Genomic DNA, 20,338 nt, shown 5'->3' with positions numbered 1-20,338 from the left:
GTCTACCTACGCCGCCCCGCTGGTCTAAGAGTGCCTGCGCCTTAGCTCAGGGTGCAGATTCGGCGGGGTTCACATATTTACTACTAGACTGGGTGGGAATAGTTTTCAAAATTCCCATAACTCAGCCTCCCTAGGAGAAGAATGACCTGGTTCGATATTATGGTGCCTTTTGTGGTGGGCTTGTTCTACCTGTTCGTTCCGGGTCTTTTGATAGCTGTGGCTGCGCGGGTGCGTGGTTTTGATGCCTTTGCGCTGGCCCCTGCCCTATCGGTGGGAGCCACCATAGTGGGTGCGGTTGCTGCGCCTGCCCTGGGTATAACGTGGGGTGCCCTGGTGCCTTTAGTGGCCGCAGTGCTACTGGCGTGCCTACTGGGCGGCTTGAGCTTTGCTGCGGTCAAACTCGGTCTCTGGGATGCACCCGGTGTGCACCGCAGCCAGGACGCTGGCACCGGCCGTTCAGCCGAACGTCAGGTGGCGCAAGGCGCTTGGTTCTCGCGGGAACAGGCCCTTTTTTGGTTGAGCACCCTGGTGGGTGCTGCCTTGCTGATGCGCAATGTGACCAACGCGCTGGGTAGCCCGGAGTGGATATCCCAGACCTGGGACAACAATTTTCATTTGAACGCGGTGCGTTACATTGAAAATACGGGTAGTGCCTCATCGATGACGCTGGGCGCGATGACTGCGGCTGAGGGTGACTCCACCTTCTATCCCGGTGCCTGGCACGCCATGGTGTCGCTAATTTTTACGGGGTCTGGCGCTGATATACCGGTGGCGACCAATACTATGGCCTTGCTGGTGTGCTCTGTTGTGTGGCCGCTGGGTGTGGTCTTTATGATGCGTCAGATACTGGCTATGCGGGCCCCCGGTGTGCTGGTCATTGGTGCTCTCACGGCATCGTTTACTGCCTACCCCATTTTGCTGCTGGACTTCGGCGTGCTCTACCCCAACCTGCTGGGTATTGCGCTGATCGCTCCTGTGCTTGCTTTGGTGGCCCAGCTTTTCCGCACTGTTGCGGTGCGTCGTTTGGCGACGGTGCAGACCCTGGTGCTGGGCATTCCTGCCGGGCTTGCGCTGGCGCTGGCGCACCCCAACACCCTGATGTCTGCACTGGTGATGATGGCTCCTATCTTTATGGCCCGTCTGTTCATTCAGTGGAAAGCTCTGATGGGGGGCGGTGCAACCCGCGTGAACGTAGCCGTTACGACCCTGGGTGTAGCGGCCCTGTTGGGTGCCCTCTATGTTCTGTGGCTGGTGGTGCGCCCGCCTGAAGAAGCCGGTGAGATGTGGGGGCCGGTTCTCTCGCCGGCACAGGCGATGGGTGAATCTCTTGTTCAAGGAACCATGGGGCAGGGGGTGCAGTGGCTGCTTCTGGTTCTCTTTGTTGTGGGTCTCTACGCCCTAGTGCGCACCCGCCGTGCCCCCCTCTGGATTTTCTTCTCGTGGGTGGTGGCCACTTACTTCTATGTAGCTGCCCGCTCCCTGCCCTGGGAAGACGACCGGTATTTTGTGGTGGGTATCTGGTACCACGATTCCTTCCGCCTGGCGGCCTTGCTACCGATCGTGGCGATTCCGCTCATGGTTTTGGCTGTTGACTGGTTGGCTGAGAAGGCGCTGGACGTTCGTGACTGGGCGGGCACGCTCGGCGTGTCACGCGAGACGGTGGTAGCAGGCCTAGCCGCCCTGGGTGTCATTGTGGTGGGGGTCTTGGGCCAGACCGCTCAACCCCTGGAAGATCAAGTAGAGGCCAGCTATATCGCCTACCAGCCCACCGACAACTCACCTCTGCTCAGTGAGGACGAACGTAACGTCCTTGAGGCTCTTGATGACTTCGTGCCCGTAGATTCAGAAATCGCGGTGCAGGCCTTTACGGGTGCGCCGCTGGCTTACGCTCTAGCAGACCGCAAGGTCACGGCCTATCACACCATCTACGCTGCTGATGAGCAGACCTGGTACATCCAGCAGAATCTGAATAAGGCCCTGCGCGATAGCCAAGTCTGCCAGATTGCCGATCAGAACAGCATTGACTACTACCTGGACTTCGGCACCGAGGAAGTAAACGGCGGTAACCATGTGGGCTGGTATAGGGGCTACGAAGATTTGCCTCAGTCAGGCGTGCTGACCGAGGTCTACCGCTCGGGTGATGCGGTCCTCTATGAAATTACTGCCTGCCCCTAGTCTCTGACAGGGGTGGAGAGGTTCGCGCTATCTCACACTCTCTGGCAAGCTCCGGGCCGCTCGCCCCCGCCTGTCAGCTGTTAGACTGGGTAGTGAACTTTGCCTAGGAGACTGCGGGCGAATGGACCTCTGAGGAGAACTCTTGCCGATGAACTCATCATCTACCCCTGCTGATGAACCGCGCACTCTCATTATCATGCCAGCATGGAATGAGGAGGAGGTTATCGGAGGTACTATCACCGAGCTCTACCGCATGATGCCAGAGATAGACCTGCTCGTTGTCAACGACGGTTCGACTGACCGCACCTCTCAAATTGCCCGCGAAGCTGGTGCTTTTGTCATCGATCTCCCCTACAACATGGGGATTGGTGGCGCTCTGCGCACCGGCTACAAGTACGCCCGCCGCATGAACTACGACCGTGCGATTCAGGTGGACGCCGATGGTCAGCACGACCCCAAGGGCATCCGCACCGTTCTTGCAGGCCTAGACGACGGCACCGACATCTCAATTGGATCCCGCTTCGCTGAGGCAACGAACTACAAGGTGCGGGGCCCCCGCAAGTGGGCCATGGTCGTCCTCGCCTTTCTCTTCACCAAGATTTCTGGTGAAAAGTTCACCGACGCAACGAGTGGCTTCCGCGCCGCCAACCGCCGCGCTATCGCCCAGTACTGTGAGCATCTGCCCGCTGAATATTTGGGTGACTGCATCGATGCCTGCGTCATGGCTATTCGCGCTGGCCTAACCGTGAAGCAGGTCCCGGTAGAGATGCGCGAACGCCAGGCGGGCACCCCCTCATCAAACCCCTGGAAATCAGCGATATATCTGGTTCGCTCCTTTTTCTCTTTCGGTATGTCGATGACCCGTTCCAAGACCTCAGTAGGGGGCCAATAAAATATGTCAACTAATGCATATATCTTCTTCTTGGTCTTTGCGGCGGTTATCGTCCTGCTGGTTCTTGCCCAGGTGCGCAACCAGAACATGAAGGAAAAGTACGCAGCCCTGTGGCTCATCGTTTCAGCCATCATCATCCTGCTGGTGCTCTTCCCCCGCCTGCTCTCCTTCTTCGCGGATCTCATCGGCATAGAGTCGCCCGTTAACCTGCTCTTCCTCCTGGCTATCATCATGCTTATCGGTGTGTGTCTGCACCTGACCGCAGCCCTCTCTAAAATGGGTGAGGACGTTCGTGTGCTGGCCGAAGAGGTCGCTATTCTGCGGGCCGTCCAAAACCAGCCTGATAACAAGCAGCATCAGCGTGCAGTCGAACGCGCTGAAAAATCTGAATCAGGTAAGTAGACACCCGGCGCCAGGATCAGGCGCTCAGCTGAACAGCCCAGGTCGAAAGGACGCAACCGCATGACGGTCGATATCATGATTCCCTACTACGGCGACGTTCAGCAGATGAAGGATGCCGTAGCCTCCGCACTCAGGCAGACTAGTGAAGATTGGCGCCTGGTCGTCATTGACGACCGTTACCCGGACCCCGCCATCGGTCACTGGCTCACGGGGCTGGGCGACCCCCGCATCACCTACATTCTCAACGAGCACAATGTGGGACTCAACGAAAACTTTCGACGGTGTGTGGAACTGGCTGAAAATGAACTTACCGTCATTATGGGGTGCGATGACGTGCTCCTCCCCAACTACGTGGAGTGGGTTGAGCGCACCGCTGCTACCCAGCCAGAGGCCACCATTATGCAGCCCGGCGTGGTCGTCATTGACGAGAACGATGCCCTTTCAAACACCCTGGTCGAGAAAACCAAGGCCCACTACCGGCCTAAGTCCTCAACCCTGATTTCTGGTGAAGACTTCGTCATGACCGTGCTACGCGGGAACTGGCTCTACTTTCCCTCGCTGGCCTGGCGCACCGATGCCCTGAAGAAGCACAGTTTTCGCGAGGGCTACGATATTGTGCTCGATATGGGGCTACTCCTTGACATCGCCTTTGATGGCGGCTCTCTCTACTACGACCAGACGCTTGCCTTTATGTATCGCCGCCACAGCGCCTCCTTCTCGTCGGCGGGCGCAGTGGACGGGATGCGCTTTGAAGAGGAGCGCCGCTTCTTCAAGGAGATGAAAGAGCGTGCTGAGACCCGTGGCTGGTCCAAGGCCGCCCGCACCTCCGCCCTGCATCTATCGTCGCGTCTGCACGCGGCAACCCTGCTACCTCAGGCTGGCCTGACCAAGAACTGGTCAGCTGCCTCCAAGCTACTTCGGCATGTGGTGCGTTAGTGCCTGCCGAGAGTTCTGAGCCAGTGGAGCGCGCCGCCCAGGGGCCAGCTTTGGATCACCCTACCATCACCCGTCAGGAGTCGTTAGCCCTGCTCCTTGGCTCGCTCTTAGCTGCCGGGTCGGCCCTGCTGGTGACGGTGCTGGCCGCCCGAAGCCTGACCCCCACTGCAGCTAACGAATTTGTGGTCTTTTGGGGCTTGCTGTTCGGCGTGTACGGTGTACTGACCGGCATTCAGCAGGAGGTCACCCGCGGCGTGGGCGCGGCAAACTACCACCGGGGCGCTGCGGTGACCGGTGCCGGGGCTCCTGGCGCGCGCGTTCTGCCCGTGGCCCTGCTCTTTGGTCTGGGGGCCGCGCTACTTCTGCTCGTGCTCGGCGCTACCGAAGGCCCTGAACTGCTCACCACCAACACCTGGGAAGCCTTCACCCTGGTCGCACTTGCCGCCGTGCTCTACTCGGGGCAGAGCGCCATGATGGGGGCCGCCTCAGGTGCGCGCCGCTGGTACCTGCTCGCTACCGTCACCGGCGGGGACGCCCTTGCCCGCCTGCTCCTGGCTACTCTCGTTGCATTCACGCTGGCTGATCTGATGCCCTTCTACCTGGCTGTTACCCTGCCCGTGCTGGTCTGGGTGATTCTGCTGGTGGGCAAGGCCGGGCGCGCCACTGCCACCGAGCGAGCGGACGTTCCCGCTAGTATTCTCGCCCAAAAAATGGGATTTGCGGTGGTCTCGTCATCAGCCAACGCCGTGCTGGTGACCGGGTTCCCGGTGGTGCTGCAGTTTGCCTCGTCAGAAGAGGAGCTGAGCAACAGCGCGGGCCTGCTCGCCGCCGTTGTTTTTGCAATCACCGTGACCCGTTCACCCATTATGATTCCGCTCCAATCCTTTCAGGGTGTGGTAATTTCAGCCTTCCTGAAGCAACAGCACCGCCCCCTGCAGGCGCTGCGCACCCCCCTGCTCGCCCTCCTGGGGGCGGGCCTGCTCGGCGGTGTGCTCGCCTACCTGCTTGGCCCCTGGCTTTTCTCCCTCATCTTCGGCAATAAGTATGACGGCCTGCTGGCCGGCACCTTCCTGGGGGCGCTCACCTTCGCCTCAGCTTTTATGGCCATACTCATGATGACCGGTGCAGCCACCCTAGCCACCAACCGCCACCGCGCCTATACTGCCGGGTGGGTGACCGCTGCGGCCCTTGCTACCCTCCTTGTCTTCGTGCCCGCCAGCCTAGAAATCCGTGTTCTGCTCGCTCTTTATCTGGGGCCGCTGGCGGGGGCACTCGTGCACCTGGGGGCGCTCTACGCCGGGCGACGGTTTACCGCGCAGACACCTGAGTCTGTGACATAATCGGGCACGGTAAGTCCACTGTGATAGACTTCCTGAGTTCGACACCCTGTAAACAGGCTTGGCTCTCCCAGTCGAGACAGGGTGGTTTATGAACCGCAATGAATCCTATTCTGCCGTGAGGCGGCGTAGGATTTTTTCACTTTTATCTCGCTGACTGTGGCACCTACCATGCCACTAGGTGATTTACCGCATACAAAGAAGCTAGTACATGACACAACCACGCCGCAGACACACCCCCCTCGGCAGCTTTGTCGAGCAACCCAAATTCAGGCCCGAAGTGCAGGGCCTGAGGTCTCTCGCTGTGCTACTGGTGGTGATGTACCACGTCTGGTTCGGCCGTGTCTCCGGTGGCGTAGACGTCTTCCTCTTCATCTCCGCCTTTCTGCTCTCTCTTTCGTCACTGCGTAAAATTCAGGCAGGTCAACCACTCAAGATTGTGAGCTACTGGCTGCACGTCTTCCAGCGTCTGCTCCCCGCTGCCGCCACCGTCCTAGTGGGAACCCTCGTCGCGGCCTATTTCATCGTCGCCCCTTCTCGCTGGGCCTCCTTACTTGAGGACGCCAAGGCAGCCCTCTTCTACTGGCTCAACTGGCGGCTGGCCTTCACCTCGGTGGACTACTACGCCCAGGACGCCACCCTAAAAACCCCCTTCCAGCACTTCTGGTCGCTGTCAATGCAGGGGCAGATTTTTATTCTCTGGCCGCTCCTCTTTATGCTCGTGGCCCTTCTGGTGAGTTACGTGCGCCTGAGGGTGCTACCCACTGCCCTGATTGTCTTCGGGTCGCTCTTCGTTGCGTCACTGACCTATTCCATCATCGAGACGGCCAACAACCAGGCCTTCGCCTACTTCGACACCCGAACCCGCCTCTGGGAATTCGCTGCGGGCACCCTGCTCGCCATGATTGTGCTTGTCTGGCGGGTACCTCAGGTGCTTAGGGTGCCGCTCGGCTGGCTGGGCATTATCGGCCTAGTCACCTGCGGCTGGCTCCTGCCGGTCCAACAGGCCTTCCCCGGCTACCTGGCTCTCTGGCCTCTTCTGTCAGGTGCCTTCGTGATCGCCGCTGGGCAGACCGGTTCCCCCTTCGGTGCTGACCGTCTTCTCTCAACTAAGCCCTTGCAGAAGCTGGGTGCTATCTCTTACTGCCTCTACCTGGTGCACTGGCCTATTCTCATCCTCTACACCACAGCCGCCCGAAAACCACAGGCGGGCTGGCTCGACGGCTCACTGATTATTCTGGCCTCCATTGCGGTGGCCTGGGTGCTACACACTGTGGTTGAAAAACCCCTACGTTCCTGGGAGAAAAAACCCCACAGGCACGCCCTGCGTCAGGCCACCCGTTCCAAGGCCCCCTGGGGAGGTGCCCGTAAGAGTTCTGGTTCCGGCTGGGTGCGCCCCGTAGCGGTGATTGCGGTCTGCTTGGCCCTCGTTGGCGGGGGAGTCAGCACCGCGCAAGCCTGGGTGCGCCAGCAGCAGGACCGCGCCGAGGAACTGGCCCTTCTCGCAGGTACCGAGGCCTACCCAGGAGCTCTGGCAGCAGGAACCAATAGCAGCTACCGGGATCTGCCCATTCCCCAGGGCGATATTATTACCCAGTTCGATTCTCTCTCCGAGCCCTGCACCTCCTACAACACCACCATCAACCCGGCCCTCACCGGGTACTGCACCACTGACCGGTGGGGAGACGAGGACGCCCCCCTCACCGTCGTCGTCGGTGACTCTCACGCCGAGCAGGCTATCTCTATGTACCGGCCCATTGCCCAGGCTAACGGGCAGAACATGATGGCCTTCCTGCTGGGCGGGTGCCAGTTCCCCACCCAGCCCTCAGGGTGGGAGGACTGCGCCTCCTTCAACCGCCATGTCACCGAAGAAATCATCGACCTGAAACCCGCCAACGTCCTTCTGATGTCTACCGCAGCTAGCCCCGTAGACGCCAACGAAGTACCCATCACAGAACTTGACCCCGTGGTTGAGCGTTTCACTGAAGCCGGAATCAACGTCATCGCCCTGCGTGACAACCCCCGCTACGACTACAACATGTACGTCTGTGGCCAGGAAAACATGCGTCGTCTCTCTGAATGCAACGCTCCGCTCGACACCAAGCTGGCCCCGGTCAATCCCGCCCTGGCACGCTTTGAATCCAACCCCCGTGTCTACAACGTAGACCTGACCTCCACCATTTGCCCCAACGGCACATGCAGGCCTATTGAAGGCAACGTCTTCGTCTACCTTGACGACAACCACATCACCAAAGCGTACGGCACCACCCTCTCACCCGAGCTGGAGAACCAGCTCCGTTCACAGGGGTGGGATCCGGCACTCAACAACATCTCCGTGGAAACTTTCGAGGATCCAAATCCGCCAGCTGAGGAGCCTCTCCCAGAGCCCAGCGAACCAGCCCTCCAGGAATTCGCCCCGGGTGCTTAGCTAGCGCCGTTTTAGCCACAATACGGAACGTTCCCGCCTCAACTTTGACCGACGGGAGCGCTCCCGTTTACGCTCAGGGTAAGAACATACCCACCAGAGCCGAAGGGCACCCCATGAGCACACACGCCCCCACCAGCCCACAGAAAAAGCCGCGTAAGGCCGCGCTAGCCTCCTGGATCGGCTCAGCCCTTGAGTACTACGACTTCGCGGTCTTCGGCACCGCAGCCGCCCTCGTGCTCAACCGCATCTTCTTCCCCGAAGATTCGGACGCCGCCGGCCTCCTCAAATCCATGATGGTGCTGGGCGTGGCCTACGTGGTGCGCCCCTTCGGTGCCATGCTCATGGGCCCGCTTGGCGACCGCTTTGGCCGCCGTTTCGTGCTCATGCTCACCCTCTTCATGATGGGCGGGGCTACCTTCGCCATTGGCTGCCTCCCCACCTACGATGAGATAGGCCTACTCGCCCCTATACTCCTCGTGCTCTGCCGCGTCTTCCAGGGGCTCTCGGCCGCCGGCGAGCAGGCCTCGGCCATCTCCATGTCTCTAGAGCACGCCCACGACCACCAGCGGGCCTTCACCACCTCCTGGACTCTCCACGGAACCCAGTTCGGCTCGCTTCTCGCTACCGCCGTCTTCCTCCCCTTTGCAGCCCTGCCTGAAGAAGACCTACTCGCCTGGGGCTGGCGCGTTCCCTTCTGGCTCTCAGCCTTCGTGCTTGTCACCGCCTGGATTATCCGCCGCCGCCTCGAAGAAGCCCCCTCCTTCGTAGAAACCCAAGCCCAGCAGGTTATCGACCCAACCCGCCGCACCACCCCGCTCAGACAGGTCTTAACCCGCCACAAGCGCGGCGTGATCACCGTAGCAGCCTGCGCCATGGTCAACACCGTCAACATGGTTTTCACGACCTTCTCCATCTCCTTTGCCACCAAGGGCCACGGGGTTGACTCCGGCGTCATGCTCTGGGTGCCCATCGCCTCCAACGGGCTGAGCCTGCTCGCCATCCCGCTCTGGGCTGCCCTCGCTGACCGCGTAGGCCGCAAGCCCATCTTCGCTACCGGCGCGCTGGTTGCTGGCGGCCTCATGTTCCCCTACCTGCACGCCATCACAACCGGTAACGTGGTGCTGGTTTTTGTCTTTGGTGTGCTCATGCACGGGGCCTTCTACTCCATGGCGAACGGCATCTGGCCCGCCTTCTACGCGGAGATGTTCCCCACCGCCGTCCGCGTGACCGGCCTGGCCCTGGGTACCCAGATTGGTTTCGCGCTCTCAGGCGGTATTGCTCCTGCCACTGCGACCGCGCTCGCCGGTGACGACCTCAGCAACTGGGTCGGACCCGCCGCCTTCACCCTGGCCATGGCCGGTGTAGCCACCCTGGCAGCCCTGACCGCTCGCGAGACCGGCAAGCTCACCCTGGCCGAGGTTGACAGGGTACAGGGAAGCCAGGTGCAGAGCGCCTAGGCCAGGCGCGCCCTACCGGCGGCTATTTCATGGGCCGGGAGCGTAGGCTAGGCCGTCAGCTTGGCTTCGATGGCCTGACGGAGGGCGAGTGAACCTTTCACCCAGGCGTCAAAGTCACTGCTTGCCTCGATATCGGGCAGGGCCCCGGCCTCAAGGCGCGCGGCGCGGAAGGCACGGGCTACGTCGTTAACCGAAGAGCCATGCTTCTTCTGCATCTCATACACAAAGGTGATACCAGCGTGGTTGATGATGCGGTTAGCCGCACGGGTAGCAATGATTTCGCTACGCAGGGGGTGCTCACCAAAATAGGCCTCGAACCGGTCGGTAGCCGATTCGGGGAAGTAGTCCACGAGCACATCGTGCAGGTTCAGATCGGGCAGGTCGGCGTAGCCGCTCTCAACCAGCTGGGCGGTCAAATCAATCTTGGCGTAGGCGGTCAGGACGGCCAGCTCGGGGCTGGTCAGCGGCACATGGGCTTCTGCGCGGTCGGCGAGCTCTGAATCTGAGGGGAGCACTTCTACCTCGCGGTCCAGGTGCACGGTATCGGCCAGGTAGTCCATGAACTCTGACACCAGCGCGTTGGTATTGAAGACCTCGGTGCGTTCAGCCTGCAAAAGCACGTTCTGCTCCAGGTTGGAGCGCAGTACACGGCGGCCAGTCTCTTCAACCAGGCCGGCGATAAAGCCCGCGCGGTCTGCCTCCTTGAAAGCTCCGGCAGCAATGGCGCGGTCCATGAGAATCTTGAGGTTGACCTCCCGGTCGGAGGTCTCAACCCCCGCCGAGTTGTCGATAGCGTCGGTGTTCACGAGCACGCCGCCTGCAGCTGCCTCGATGCGGGCGCGCTGGGTGAGCCCCAGGTTGCCGCCTTCAGAAATCACGCGGACGCGCAGTTCGGGGGCGGTGATACGTAGACGATCGTTGGTGGAGTCACCGACCTGGTCGTCGGTTTCTTCTGTGGAACGCACGTAGGTGCCGGTGCCACCGGTGTAGAGCAGGTCAACGGGAGCCTTGAGCAGGGCGACAATCAATTCGTCGGCGGTCAGGGTCTCCGCTGAGGTGCTGAGCCCGAGCGCTTCACGCATCTGGTCGGTGAGCTCAATAGCCCTGTCTTTGCGGGAGAAGACACCCCCGCCCTCTGAGATTAGCTCGGGCTTGTAGTCGGTCCAGTAGGCGCGGGGGAGTTCGAAGAGGCGCTTGCGTTCAGCGTAGGAGACCGCTACATCAGGGTTGGGGTCAATGAAGATGTGGCGGGAGTCGAAGGCACCAATCAGGCGGATGTGTTCTGAGAGCAGGGCGCCGTTGCCGAACACATCACCGGCCATGCCGCCGATGCCGACCATGGTGAAGTCCTCGCTCTGAGAGTCGTGGCCCAGGGCGGCGAAGTGGCGTTTGACGGATTCCCAGGCTCCGCGGGCGGTGATGCCCATCTCTTTGTGGTCGAAGCCCACCGAGCCGCCGGAGGCAAAGGCGTCGCCCAGCCAGAAGCCGCGTTCAAGGGAGATTGCGTTGGCGGTGTCTGAGAAGGTTGCGGTGCCCTTATCTGCGGCAACCACCAGGTAGTGGTCGTCCGCGTCCAGGGCTACTACGTTAGCGGGGCGCTCAATCTTCTGCTCACCGCTCTCATCGGTAACCAGGTTGTCGGTGACGTCCAGTAGGGATGAGATAAAGAGCTTGTAGGCGGCTATGCCCATCTCATTGTAGCGGGCCTGTTCTGCGTCACGGTCGGGCAGGTTCTTGGGTACGAAACCGCCCTTGGAGCCGGTGGGAATAATGACGGCGTTCTTGGTGACCTGGGCCTTGACCAGACCCAGCACCTCGGTGCGGAAGTCGTCGGGGCGGTCGCTCCAGCGCAGGCCGCCGCGCGCTACCTTGCCGAAGCGTAGGTGCACGCCTTCTAGGGCCTCGCCCTCAACAAAGATTTCAAAGAGGGGCCTGGGCAGCGGGGCAAAGGAAATCTCGCGGGTAGAAATTTTCAGGGCGATGGTATCTTTGCCCTGGTAGGCGTTGGTGCGCACGGTTGCGAGGACGGCCTCGAGCAGGTTCTCAAAGAAACGGCGGGTATCGCCGTCTTGCAGCCCTTCAAGTGTGGCACGGACGCGCTGCGCCACCTCGCGCTGGGCGGTGCGGCGGGTGCCCGCATCACCCTTGCCCTGGGGGTCAAAACCTAGAGCAAAAATCTCTGCAAGGTGACCGGTCAACTCGGGGTTCTCTGCGAGCTTCTGAGTCATGAAGTCCTCTGAGAAGCCCGCTCCCAGCTGTAGCAGGTAGCGGGAATAGGCGTACAGAACCTGGGTGGAGAGGTCTGAAGTGGGGGTGGCTGACATGGGGTGCCCTTCTAGGTGTAGCTCGACGCATCGTGGCGTTGTATCAGACTCAAGCATATGTACCCGAGGCAATCATGGCGATGACGTGTTTGGAATGTGAGACTGAGCATCTCATAGAGAACACTGGTCTTTGTAGCTGTGCACTGTGCAACCCCTATCTCAGAGAGCTACCGGCGCTTCGTGATGTTGCAATTCACTCCCACCGGTATCCCGACTACTATTAAGGGGAGCGCCCCTGGCGCCCCAGATATCACAAGGACGTGACATCCACCCAGCGAAAGGTACACCCCCTTGCTTACCAACGAACGTTCAGCCCACTGGTCCGAGCAGGAAGACTGGATCAACGAATACTATCGGCACAGTTCAGCCGAGGAACTTGAGGGGCTGAATGACCAGCAACTGACCGATTTGGCACAGACCCACCGCTCCCTGGCCTATACCCGCGAGGCTGGTGCGGCAACCGTCCGGGTTCTCCATGATGACTCCGGTAGCACCCTCTTTATCGTGGTCGATGACACCAGCTTTCTGGTCTCGTCAGTGACCGCGCAGATTGCCTCTAACTGGGGTGGTATCTCGGGCCTCATTCACCCCATCTTCCTTGTGGAGCGTGACGGGTCAGGCCAGCTGACCTCCGTGGAGAGCACCGGTTTTAAGCAGCCTGTGGCTAGTGGCGATACGGTCTCTATGCCCATTATTCGCGACAGTGCCAGTGCCGGGAGCGTGAGGGCCGGAGCAATCATTGAGTCGTGGATTGCGGTTCGCCTGGCGGCCCGTCTCGATGACGAACAGGCCGCCCGCCTAGAAGACGAGATTCGTACGATTCTCGTTGATGTGCGCCTTGCTGCCCGCGACACCGAGGCCATGGCCTGCCGGGCCCTCGACATCGCCGAGAACCTGGGCGACCTCGCAGATATTACCCTGGGCGGGGCCGAACACTACACCGGTACCATCAATTCCGATGCAGACCCCATGACCCGCGTAGAATCTGTGCAGGAGTTTCTGCGCTGGCTCACCCGCGGCAACTTCCTGTTTATGGGGGTGAAAGAGCGTGATCTCACCGGCCGCTCGGGCGACCTGCTACTCACCGACCGCCCCGGCTCCGGCCTGGGGATTCTGGCCGAAACAGTCGGTGGTGACCCCATCGTCCTGACCGGCCTGGGCCTGACCAACGCCCGCGACCCCAAGCCCCTGTACATCACCAAGGCCAATTCTCGTTCTACCGTGCACCGCCATGAGTACCTGGACTACATCGGCGTGCGCAACTTTGATCGCTCCGGCAAAGTTGTGGGTGAATACGTAATTCTGGGCCTTTTCTCGCGTCAGGCCTACTCCCTGCCCGCCGTTGAAACTCCGCTGGTGCGCGAACGAGTTGCCATCATGCGCCGCAATCTGGGTTACCAGCCTGGCTCCCATTCTGACAAGACCCTGGCCGGCATTATCGAAGACTACCCCCGCCTAGAACTTCTGCACGCTGACTTGCAGGAACTCACGGATACCTTCCGTGGCATCATGGGCCTTGAAGAGCGCCGCACCACCCGCCTCTTCCTGCGCCCCGATGCCTTCGGGCGCTTTGTCTCGGCCACCGTCTTCTTGCCTCGCGACCGCTACAACACCCAGGTGCGGCACCGGCTTGAGGCGGCCTTCCGCGAATTCATCGATATTGAGAGCCTGGATTTTGAGGTCTACCTCTCCACCTCGTCCCTGGCCCGCATTTTCTTCCGTCTGAGTCTGAGCACCCCCAACACCATCCCTGACCTGGACGCTCGAGCTATTGAGCGCCGCCTGCAACAGGCTACCCGCTCCTGGGGCGAGGCAACCGCCGCAGCCGTCGAAAGCTCAGCGGTCAGTGCGGGGCGGAGCGCCGCCCAGGGGCGCGAAGCCGCCTCAGCCTGGGCCGAAGCCGTGCCCGCCACCTACCGAGCCGACTACGAGGTCGATAACGCGGTTGAAGACATCGACATCTTTGAATCGCTGAGCGAGACCAGGCCCGCCGCCATCCACATCTACGAGGGTGCCTCAGGTACCCGTATCAAGACCTATCTGGCCACCGCCCACACCCTGACCGAGCTACTCCCGGTGATGCAGAACATGGGCCTCGTTGTTGTTGACCAGAAACCCTATGAGATTACCCCCGCCGACGGCCGCTCCTTCTCGCTGTATGACTTCGGTGTGCAGCTTCCCGAGGGCGTGCAGGCCGAGAAGGTAGCCCACCTCTACGAAGACGCCCTCAATGCCTACCTGCTGGGCAGGCGCGAGTCAGACACCCTTGACCGCCTCATTCTGGCTGAGGGCCTCACCTGGGAGCAGGTGCGCGTATTCCGTGCCTACACCCACTACCTGGTGCAGCTGGGTCAGGTCTACACGGCGGAGTTCATGTCTGACACCCTGCTGGCCTACCCGGCGGCCACCCGTCTGCTCGCCGACTACTTCTCCACCAGCTTTGACCCCGATGCTGACTTTGCCAGCGAGCAGGCCCGCGAGGACGCCCGTGAGCAGGTCTGGGTTCAACTGGGTGGCGTGCTGGATGCCATCCCCACCCTCGACGTTGACCGCTTCATGCGCTCCCTAGCCACCGTCATGAAGGCGACCCTGCGCACCAACGCCTACCTACAAGGTCCCGCCCTTGCCCTCAAGGTGGCACCCGGCCAGATTGACTTTGCGCCCCTGCCCCGGCCTACCTTCGAAATCTTCGTCTACTCACCCCGTGTAGAAGGCGTACACCTGCGCTTCGGCTCCGTGGCGCGTGGCGGCCTGCGGTGGAGCGACCGCCGCGAGGACTACCGCACCGAGGTGCTGGGTCTGGTCAAGGCGCAGATGGTCAAGAATGCAGTCATTATCCCCACCGGCGCTAAGGGCGGCTTCTACCCCAAGCAGCTACCCAACCCCGCCGTCGACCGCGACGCCTGGATCGCCGAGGGCCGCGAATCCTACAGGGTCTTCATCTCCTCCCTGCTGGACGTCACCGACAACCTGAACATTGAGTCGGACGGCTCCGAGACCGTCATTCACGACCCGCGCGTGATTGCCCGCGACGGCGACGACTACTACCTGGTCGTCGCAGCAGACAAGGGTACCGCCTCCTTCTCAGACACCGCCAACGCGATTAGCGCCGACTACGGCTTCTGGCTGGGCGATGCCTTTGCCTCCGGAGGCTCGGTGGGCTACGACCACAAGGCTATGGGCATCACCGCCCGCGGAGCCTGGGAATCCGTCAAACGCCACTTCGCTGAGCTGGGCATTGACTGCCAGACCCAAGAGTTCACCGCCGTCGGTATCGGTGATATGAGCGGCGACGTCTTCGGTAACGGCCTCATGCGCTCGCCTGCCACTCGCCTGGTCGCAGCCTTCGACCACCGCGACATCTTCCTGGATCCCGCCCCGAACCCAGAGGTTGCCTTTGAGGAGCGTGTGCGTCTCTACAACCTGCCTCGCTCCTCCTGGCAGGACTACAACCCTGAACTGATTTCAGAGGGTGGGGGTGTCTTCTCCCGCGGCGCTAAGTCCATTCCGGTTTCAGAGCAGGTGCGCGAGGTGCTGGGTATTGAGGAGGGCGTGACCGAGATGGCCCCGCCGGAGCTACTCTCTGCCATCCTTAAGGCTCCCGTAGATCTGCTGTACAACGGCGGTATTGGCACCTACGTTAAGGGCTTCACCGAAACCCACGCGGCGGTAGGTGATAAGGCCAACGACTCCCTGCGCGTCAACGGCCGCGACCTGCGCGCCCGCGTTGTGGGTGAGGGCGGCAACCTGGGCTTTACCCAGCTGGGACGTATTGAGGCTGCCCGCGCCGGTATTCTGATTAACACCGACGCCATCGACAACTCTGCCGGCGTTGAGACCTCAGACCGCGAGGTTAACATTAAGATTCTGGTGGACCGCCTGGTGACCGCAGGGGAGCTCCCTGCCAGTGAACGTGCGGGGTTCATCGAAGCCCAGCGCGAGGACGTCGGTGCTCAGGTTCTACTCACCAATGTTGAGCAGAACGTGCTTCTGCAGGCTGAGCGCCACGGCGTGATTCCCGGTGTTGAGGCCTACATCCGCCTGATCCACGATCTGGAAGAGAGGGCCGGGCTCAACCGTGAGGTGGAGTTCCTGCCCACCGACGAGGAAATCCGCGAACGCTACGAGGCTGCCGGCGAAACCCTCAATGGCCCTGAGCTGGCGGTTCTGGCAGCCTACGTGAAGATTCACCTGGCCGGGCAACTGGAGCAGACAGATATTGCCGATGACCCTTACCTGGTGCGTGTGCTGACCGACTACTTCCCGCCCGCCCTTGTGGAGCGTTTCGGGCAGCACCTAGAATCCCACCCGCTCCGCAGGCAGATTATCTGCACCCGCGTAGCTAACGAGATGGTCAACCTGGGCGGTATCACCCATGTCTTCCGTGCTGTTGAAGAAACCGGTGCGGGCGTGGATGCCCTGGCCCGCGCCTTCTACGTTTCGCGCGAAACATTCGGCATTGGCAACTCTGCCCGGCTACACCGCGAGCTTCCTGCCACGGTTCCGCTGGAAGGCTGGCAGGCCGTTATCAAGGACTGGCAGCGTGTGCTTGACCGCCTGGCCCGCTGGTTCGTCGCCGAGCGTTCCGTGGTTGTGGGCATCACCATCGACCAGATGATTGAGCGGTTCAAACCCGTCGCCGAGTTAATCCCCTCGCTCAAGGACTACTTCTCAGAAGATACCCGCGCCCGCGTGCGCGCCATGCGGGATCAGGCAGAGGAGTGGGGCCTGCCCGAGGAACTCATCGTCAACTGGATTCGTGAATTTGAGGCCTTCGCCCTCATGGACGTGGTGCGCACCGCTGAGGCCAATGGTCTTGCCACCGAGCAGGTTGCCCGTGTCTACTACTCGGTCTACGACCGCTTTCAGATCGATATGCTGTTGACTAAGATTTCAACCCTGCCCCGCAACGACCGCTGGGAGACCCTGGCCAGGTCGTCCCTGCGCGATGACCTCTACGAGATTGCTGCCTCGCTGGCACTTGGCGTGGTTCAGGAGGCCGGCGAAGGGGTTGCCGCCGGCACCGAAACCGGTGACGCCGCTGTGGCCCGCTGGGTTAACGACCACCCCGTGCGCATGAACCGAGTGGATTCGATGCTGGGCGAGATTCAGAAGGCCGCTCCCGGAGCGGACGGCCGCCCCCGCCTGGCCGTACTGCAGGTGGCTCTGCGCACCCTGCGCTCTGCCCTCTAGGGAGACCCATACACACCGAGACTACGTCCTCGTGTGTGGGATGACAGTGCTCGTACCCTCATCTCACACACGAGGATGCAGCCTTTGGCTTAGTAGTATCGGCTGATTTGTGCAGCCTTCGCTTGCGGGCTGAAGGTTCTGCTCACCCCATCAGGTTGACGCGGTCGCCAATGTCTGGGCCGCCAGCAGGGCGCTGTGTAACCCCCGCTAGAACCGCCGCAAAACCAGCCGGCTCAGTTGCGGGAACTGTAGCGGGAGCGTCTGCACCCCCGGTTCCACAGGCTGCAGCAGCCGCGCTTACCTTAGGCTGTTTGACGTCACCAAAGTGCGAAAAACGGCGCAACTGCTCCGCAGTTGGGTACATAAAAGACACCTTGATAAGGCCCTCAACGAGCAGGATCGGTAGCGCCTCCGGCCCGCTCATGGCAATTTGCTCAGCCACTGGCTCACAGTCCGTGAAGGCTGAGGGGTAGGTGTCTGTGGAGTAGACGGCAATATCCAGCCCCGCGTCAAGCAGTTGTTGGGCCTCGTTAAGAAAGGCGGTTCGGGCGGCGTCCTGCGGGTCCTCCGGGTTTTGGCCGGGACCGGGAATGAAGACCTCGAGCGGGGTGGTGCCGATGGTGTTCTGGGAGGTGCGGGCCACTAAAGCTCCTTCGTGTACGGTCGGTTTCTTCTCCTAGCCTACGCCCGTTCCCCGGGGGGCCGCACGCCACCTGCGCGTACGTTCTCACCCGGCATGGGGCCGCCTGACCCCTCAGAACTAATCACCGATGAAGAAGCGGCGCAGTGCCAATCGCAGCCCGCCTTCTTCGTGAGGCCTGGGTTGCTCGGCCTGCTCTACGGGCTGGGGGGTCTCTGAGTCGGTGGCCAGTGAGACCTTCTTAGCGCGCGCTGCAATGCTGCCGGTGTTGGCGGACTGGTACTCTTCGCGGGTGCCGTCAGCAGCAGATTCATCCATGTATTTTGACTCTGAGCTGGTAGGCAAGGACGCCGGGTCAGTACCGGGTGTAACCGGCAGGTCGGTCTCCTGGCTGGCGAAGAGAGAGGCGGCTTTCTCTGCGGGGGCCGGGGCCTTAGGCCCCGGACCCTCTGGTTCAGTGGCCTCTGGTTCCGTGGCCGGAGGCTCGGTGACAACGGGCTCGGTGACAACGGGCTCGGCAGCCTCTTGGCTGTCAGCGACGGCGGTGGCTTGAGCAGGCTCCACCGGAGCAACCTCCTGCGGTGTGAACCGAATCTGCTCGGCAACCGGCTGGGGTGCAACCGTAAAGGGCTCGCTGTCAGCGGTGCCCCCTAGACTCGGTGCGGTATCCGGTTCAATCTGCTCTAACACACCACGGTAGCGAGCTTCGGTGGGTTCTGAGTCCCACCTCAAAAAACCCGGCAGGGCAGCCGGTTCAACGTTACCTACCCAGGCGATAGTCTGAGCCAGAGTTGAATGTGTGCTTGCAGGAGCTGCCGCCACTCCCGCGCCGTACTGGCTGGCAGGGGAGGCGGCACTGGCGTCCTGCTTGACCAGCTGACCGGTTACAAAATCAGCCAGTGACAGGGCAATCCGCACCGGCACCGAGGCCTCACCGCGCCTACGCGCAATCACCTGACCAGCTACACCGGTAGCGCCCGGTGCCAGGTCAATGGCGTAGAGGTGGGTAGGGGAGCTGGCAATCTCGAGCCAGAGGCTGTGATTGAGTACGGCCTGCACGGTACTGTTGGCGGTTTCGGGCGCCTTCCAGGGGGCCGAGTCGAGGGTGGATGCCCCAAAATCGGCGTGCTGGGTAGAGGCGATGACCTTGTGCCCGCCCACCTCTGCGACCACCCCGTTGCGTACGAGCATGCGATAGAACTTGAGTTCGGGCGGAAAAGTGAAACCGCGCTGCTTTTCTTCGGCCGCTATCTCAGCGGGGGTGTAGCCCGAGGCGTGGCCGCGCCCCAGGAGGGCAGTGCGTAGGCGTAGGCCGTTATCAGAGACCGATGTAATGGGCTCGGGTGGCTCTGGCTCAGCCTGCTCTGTGCTCGTAGGGGCGGTAATCGGCACCTGTTTGACGATGGCCTGCCCGCCTGGGGTTGCGTTAATGCGCACGGTGTAGGAACCGTCAAAGTGGTCTGCGAGGGCGAGTTCGAAGACGGCGACGGTGGCTGCCTGCGTGAAGGCTATGGGTGCTGTTTTGCCGATTTCACCTGTTACGGCAGTGGTGACGTTTTCAACGGTGATTCCGTGCACGGTGAAGCGGAGTTCGAGGGGCCGGTGCTGTGAATTTGCGTGCCACTGGGTGAGGCTCGACAGGGCGAGAAGGTGCGGTGGGAGCTCGGAGCGCGAATCAAAACTCATGGTTTCTATTTTTGCATGTTTGGCAGGTTACGCGTGGGCAAAACCGTGTGTTGGTTGCAGGGCGCGCCCTGTAGATTACCGGTCTTAAAAGCAAGGCCCTCCCACCATTTCTGAACGACTCCCCTGATGGGGTGTGATGGTGGGAGGGTAGCTGGCTTTCGTGGCGCAGAAGCTCAAGACCGTATGCGCGGATTCTACCGAGGTGCTAGCTCTACTGGGGCACTAGGGTGCCTGAACGTTCTATAGTGTAGGTTCCGCCGTCAATAACGACCTCTCGACGTGTAATAACCGGGAGTCTACTAAGGCAGGTGCCGGTTGCTACTGTGGTTCTAAAGTAGGGCTGGCTGGCGGGGAAGTAGAGGCCAGTCGCTTTATCGTAGCTCCAGGTTCCCGTGTAGGTGGTGCTGTAGGCGATGTACCCGTCCCTTTTGGGGGCCGATGCATCGTAGGCCAGAGTGGTCCACTGGCTGGCTTGGGCAACCTGAAAGGTGAGAGTTGCGGCTGTGTAGCCAAGGTACTGGATAATCTTTGTAGAGCCGACCACAGACTTTTCGGCAGCTCCAGAAACCCACAGGCCCCTATCGGGGTAGCTACCACCGGTGGCATTAAATTCGTAGGTGGTTATACGGCGCCTGTAGGCATCGTTGGTGCACCGTATGGTGTTGCGAAGCCAGCCGTCAAGCCCTCTGGTGGGTGAGGCTGCGTAGGCAGGTACGGAGGTTGCTGCGAGGACAACCGGAGCGGCCCAGGCTGTACCCTGGACAAGTCGGCGGCGGTTGATGGGTGTGTTCAATGTAATCCCTTATTTTAGCCCAAAAGGTGGATAGTAATTGCGAGTAGATTGTGAAATGTGGTGGTTTCACCAGGG

General features: G+C 61.2%; 12 protein-coding genes. 8 read left to right on the top strand and 4 right to left on the bottom strand.

Annotated elements, in window-relative coordinates; genetic code table 11:
• The first annotated feature begins 141 nt into the window (after nucleotides 1-141).
• The 7 genes from L6966_RS04115 (at nucleotide 142) to L6966_RS04085 (ending at nucleotide 9,627) form a co-directional block, all read left to right on the top strand.
• Nucleotides 142-2,175, top strand: a complete 2,034-nt coding sequence (locus L6966_RS04115; protein WP_237232917.1) for a DUF6541 family protein — start codon at nucleotides 142-144, stop codon at nucleotides 2,173-2,175.
• Nucleotides 2,176-2,323: 148 nt separating this feature from the next.
• Nucleotides 2,324-3,067, top strand: coding sequence for a glycosyltransferase family 2 protein (locus L6966_RS04110; protein WP_083091847.1), 744 nt, complete (start codon nucleotides 2,324-2,326; stop codon nucleotides 3,065-3,067).
• A gap of 3 nt (nucleotides 3,068-3,070) precedes the next feature.
• Nucleotides 3,071-3,469, top strand: a complete 399-nt coding sequence (locus L6966_RS04105; protein WP_237224417.1) for a DUF2304 domain-containing protein — start codon at nucleotides 3,071-3,073, stop codon at nucleotides 3,467-3,469.
• A 60-nt stretch (nucleotides 3,470-3,529) separates the two neighbouring features.
• Nucleotides 3,530-4,405, top strand: a complete 876-nt coding sequence (locus L6966_RS04100; protein ID WP_083091849.1) for a glycosyltransferase family 2 protein — start codon at nucleotides 3,530-3,532, stop codon at nucleotides 4,403-4,405.
• Nucleotides 4,406-4,455: 50 nt separating this feature from the next.
• Complete coding sequence (locus tag L6966_RS04095) at nucleotides 4,456-5,745, top strand: hypothetical protein (RefSeq protein ID WP_143539134.1); 1,290 nt, start codon at nucleotides 4,456-4,458, stop codon at nucleotides 5,743-5,745.
• 208 nt (nucleotides 5,746-5,953) lie between these two features.
• Nucleotides 5,954-8,170 (top strand): acyltransferase family protein, encoded by a 2,217-nt coding sequence (locus L6966_RS04090; RefSeq protein WP_083091851.1) that lies wholly within the window; start codon nucleotides 5,954-5,956, stop codon nucleotides 8,168-8,170.
• A gap of 113 nt (nucleotides 8,171-8,283) precedes the next feature.
• The gene (locus tag L6966_RS04085) at nucleotides 8,284-9,627 is read left to right on the top strand and encodes an MFS transporter (protein ID WP_083091852.1); all 1,344 of its coding nucleotides are present in this window, start codon (nucleotides 8,284-8,286) and stop codon (nucleotides 9,625-9,627) included.
• Between the two features lie 47 nt (nucleotides 9,628-9,674).
• Here L6966_RS04085 and L6966_RS04080 read toward each other — a convergent pair whose 3' ends face one another.
• Nucleotides 9,675-11,951, bottom strand: coding sequence for an NAD-glutamate dehydrogenase domain-containing protein (locus L6966_RS04080; RefSeq protein WP_237232916.1), 2,277 nt, complete (start codon nucleotides 11,949-11,951; stop codon nucleotides 9,675-9,677).
• Between the two features lie 291 nt (nucleotides 11,952-12,242).
• Between L6966_RS04080 and L6966_RS04075 the strand changes: the two genes are divergently transcribed.
• Nucleotides 12,243-17,144: an NAD-glutamate dehydrogenase gene (locus L6966_RS04075; protein WP_237232915.1), complete on the top strand. Its 4,902-nt coding sequence runs from the start codon at nucleotides 12,243-12,245 to the stop codon at nucleotides 17,142-17,144.
• 142 nt (nucleotides 17,145-17,286) lie between these two features.
• Here the strand turns inward: L6966_RS04075 and L6966_RS04070 are convergent, their stop codons facing one another.
• The 3 genes from L6966_RS04070 to L6966_RS04060 form a co-directional block, all read right to left on the bottom strand.
• Complete coding sequence (locus L6966_RS04070) at nucleotides 17,287-17,787, bottom strand: arsenic metallochaperone ArsD family protein (protein WP_237224423.1); 501 nt, start codon at nucleotides 17,785-17,787, stop codon at nucleotides 17,287-17,289.
• A 117-nt stretch (nucleotides 17,788-17,904) separates the two neighbouring features.
• Complete coding sequence (locus L6966_RS04065) at nucleotides 17,905-19,470, bottom strand: SMI1/KNR4 family protein (RefSeq protein ID WP_237224424.1); 1,566 nt, start codon at nucleotides 19,468-19,470, stop codon at nucleotides 17,905-17,907.
• A 211-nt stretch (nucleotides 19,471-19,681) separates the two neighbouring features.
• Complete coding sequence (locus L6966_RS04060; RefSeq protein ID WP_237224514.1) at nucleotides 19,682-20,263, bottom strand: hypothetical protein; 582 nt, start codon at nucleotides 20,261-20,263, stop codon at nucleotides 19,682-19,684.
• Nucleotides 20,264-20,338 lie beyond the last annotated feature (75 nt).

Source organism: Rothia nasisuis (assembly GCF_928381405.1).
Classification (GTDB): Bacteria; Actinomycetota; Actinomycetes; order Actinomycetales; family Micrococcaceae; genus Rothia; species Rothia nasisuis.
Note: the sequence above shows the minus strand (reverse complement) of the source record. Positions and strands in the feature narration are given on the sequence as shown.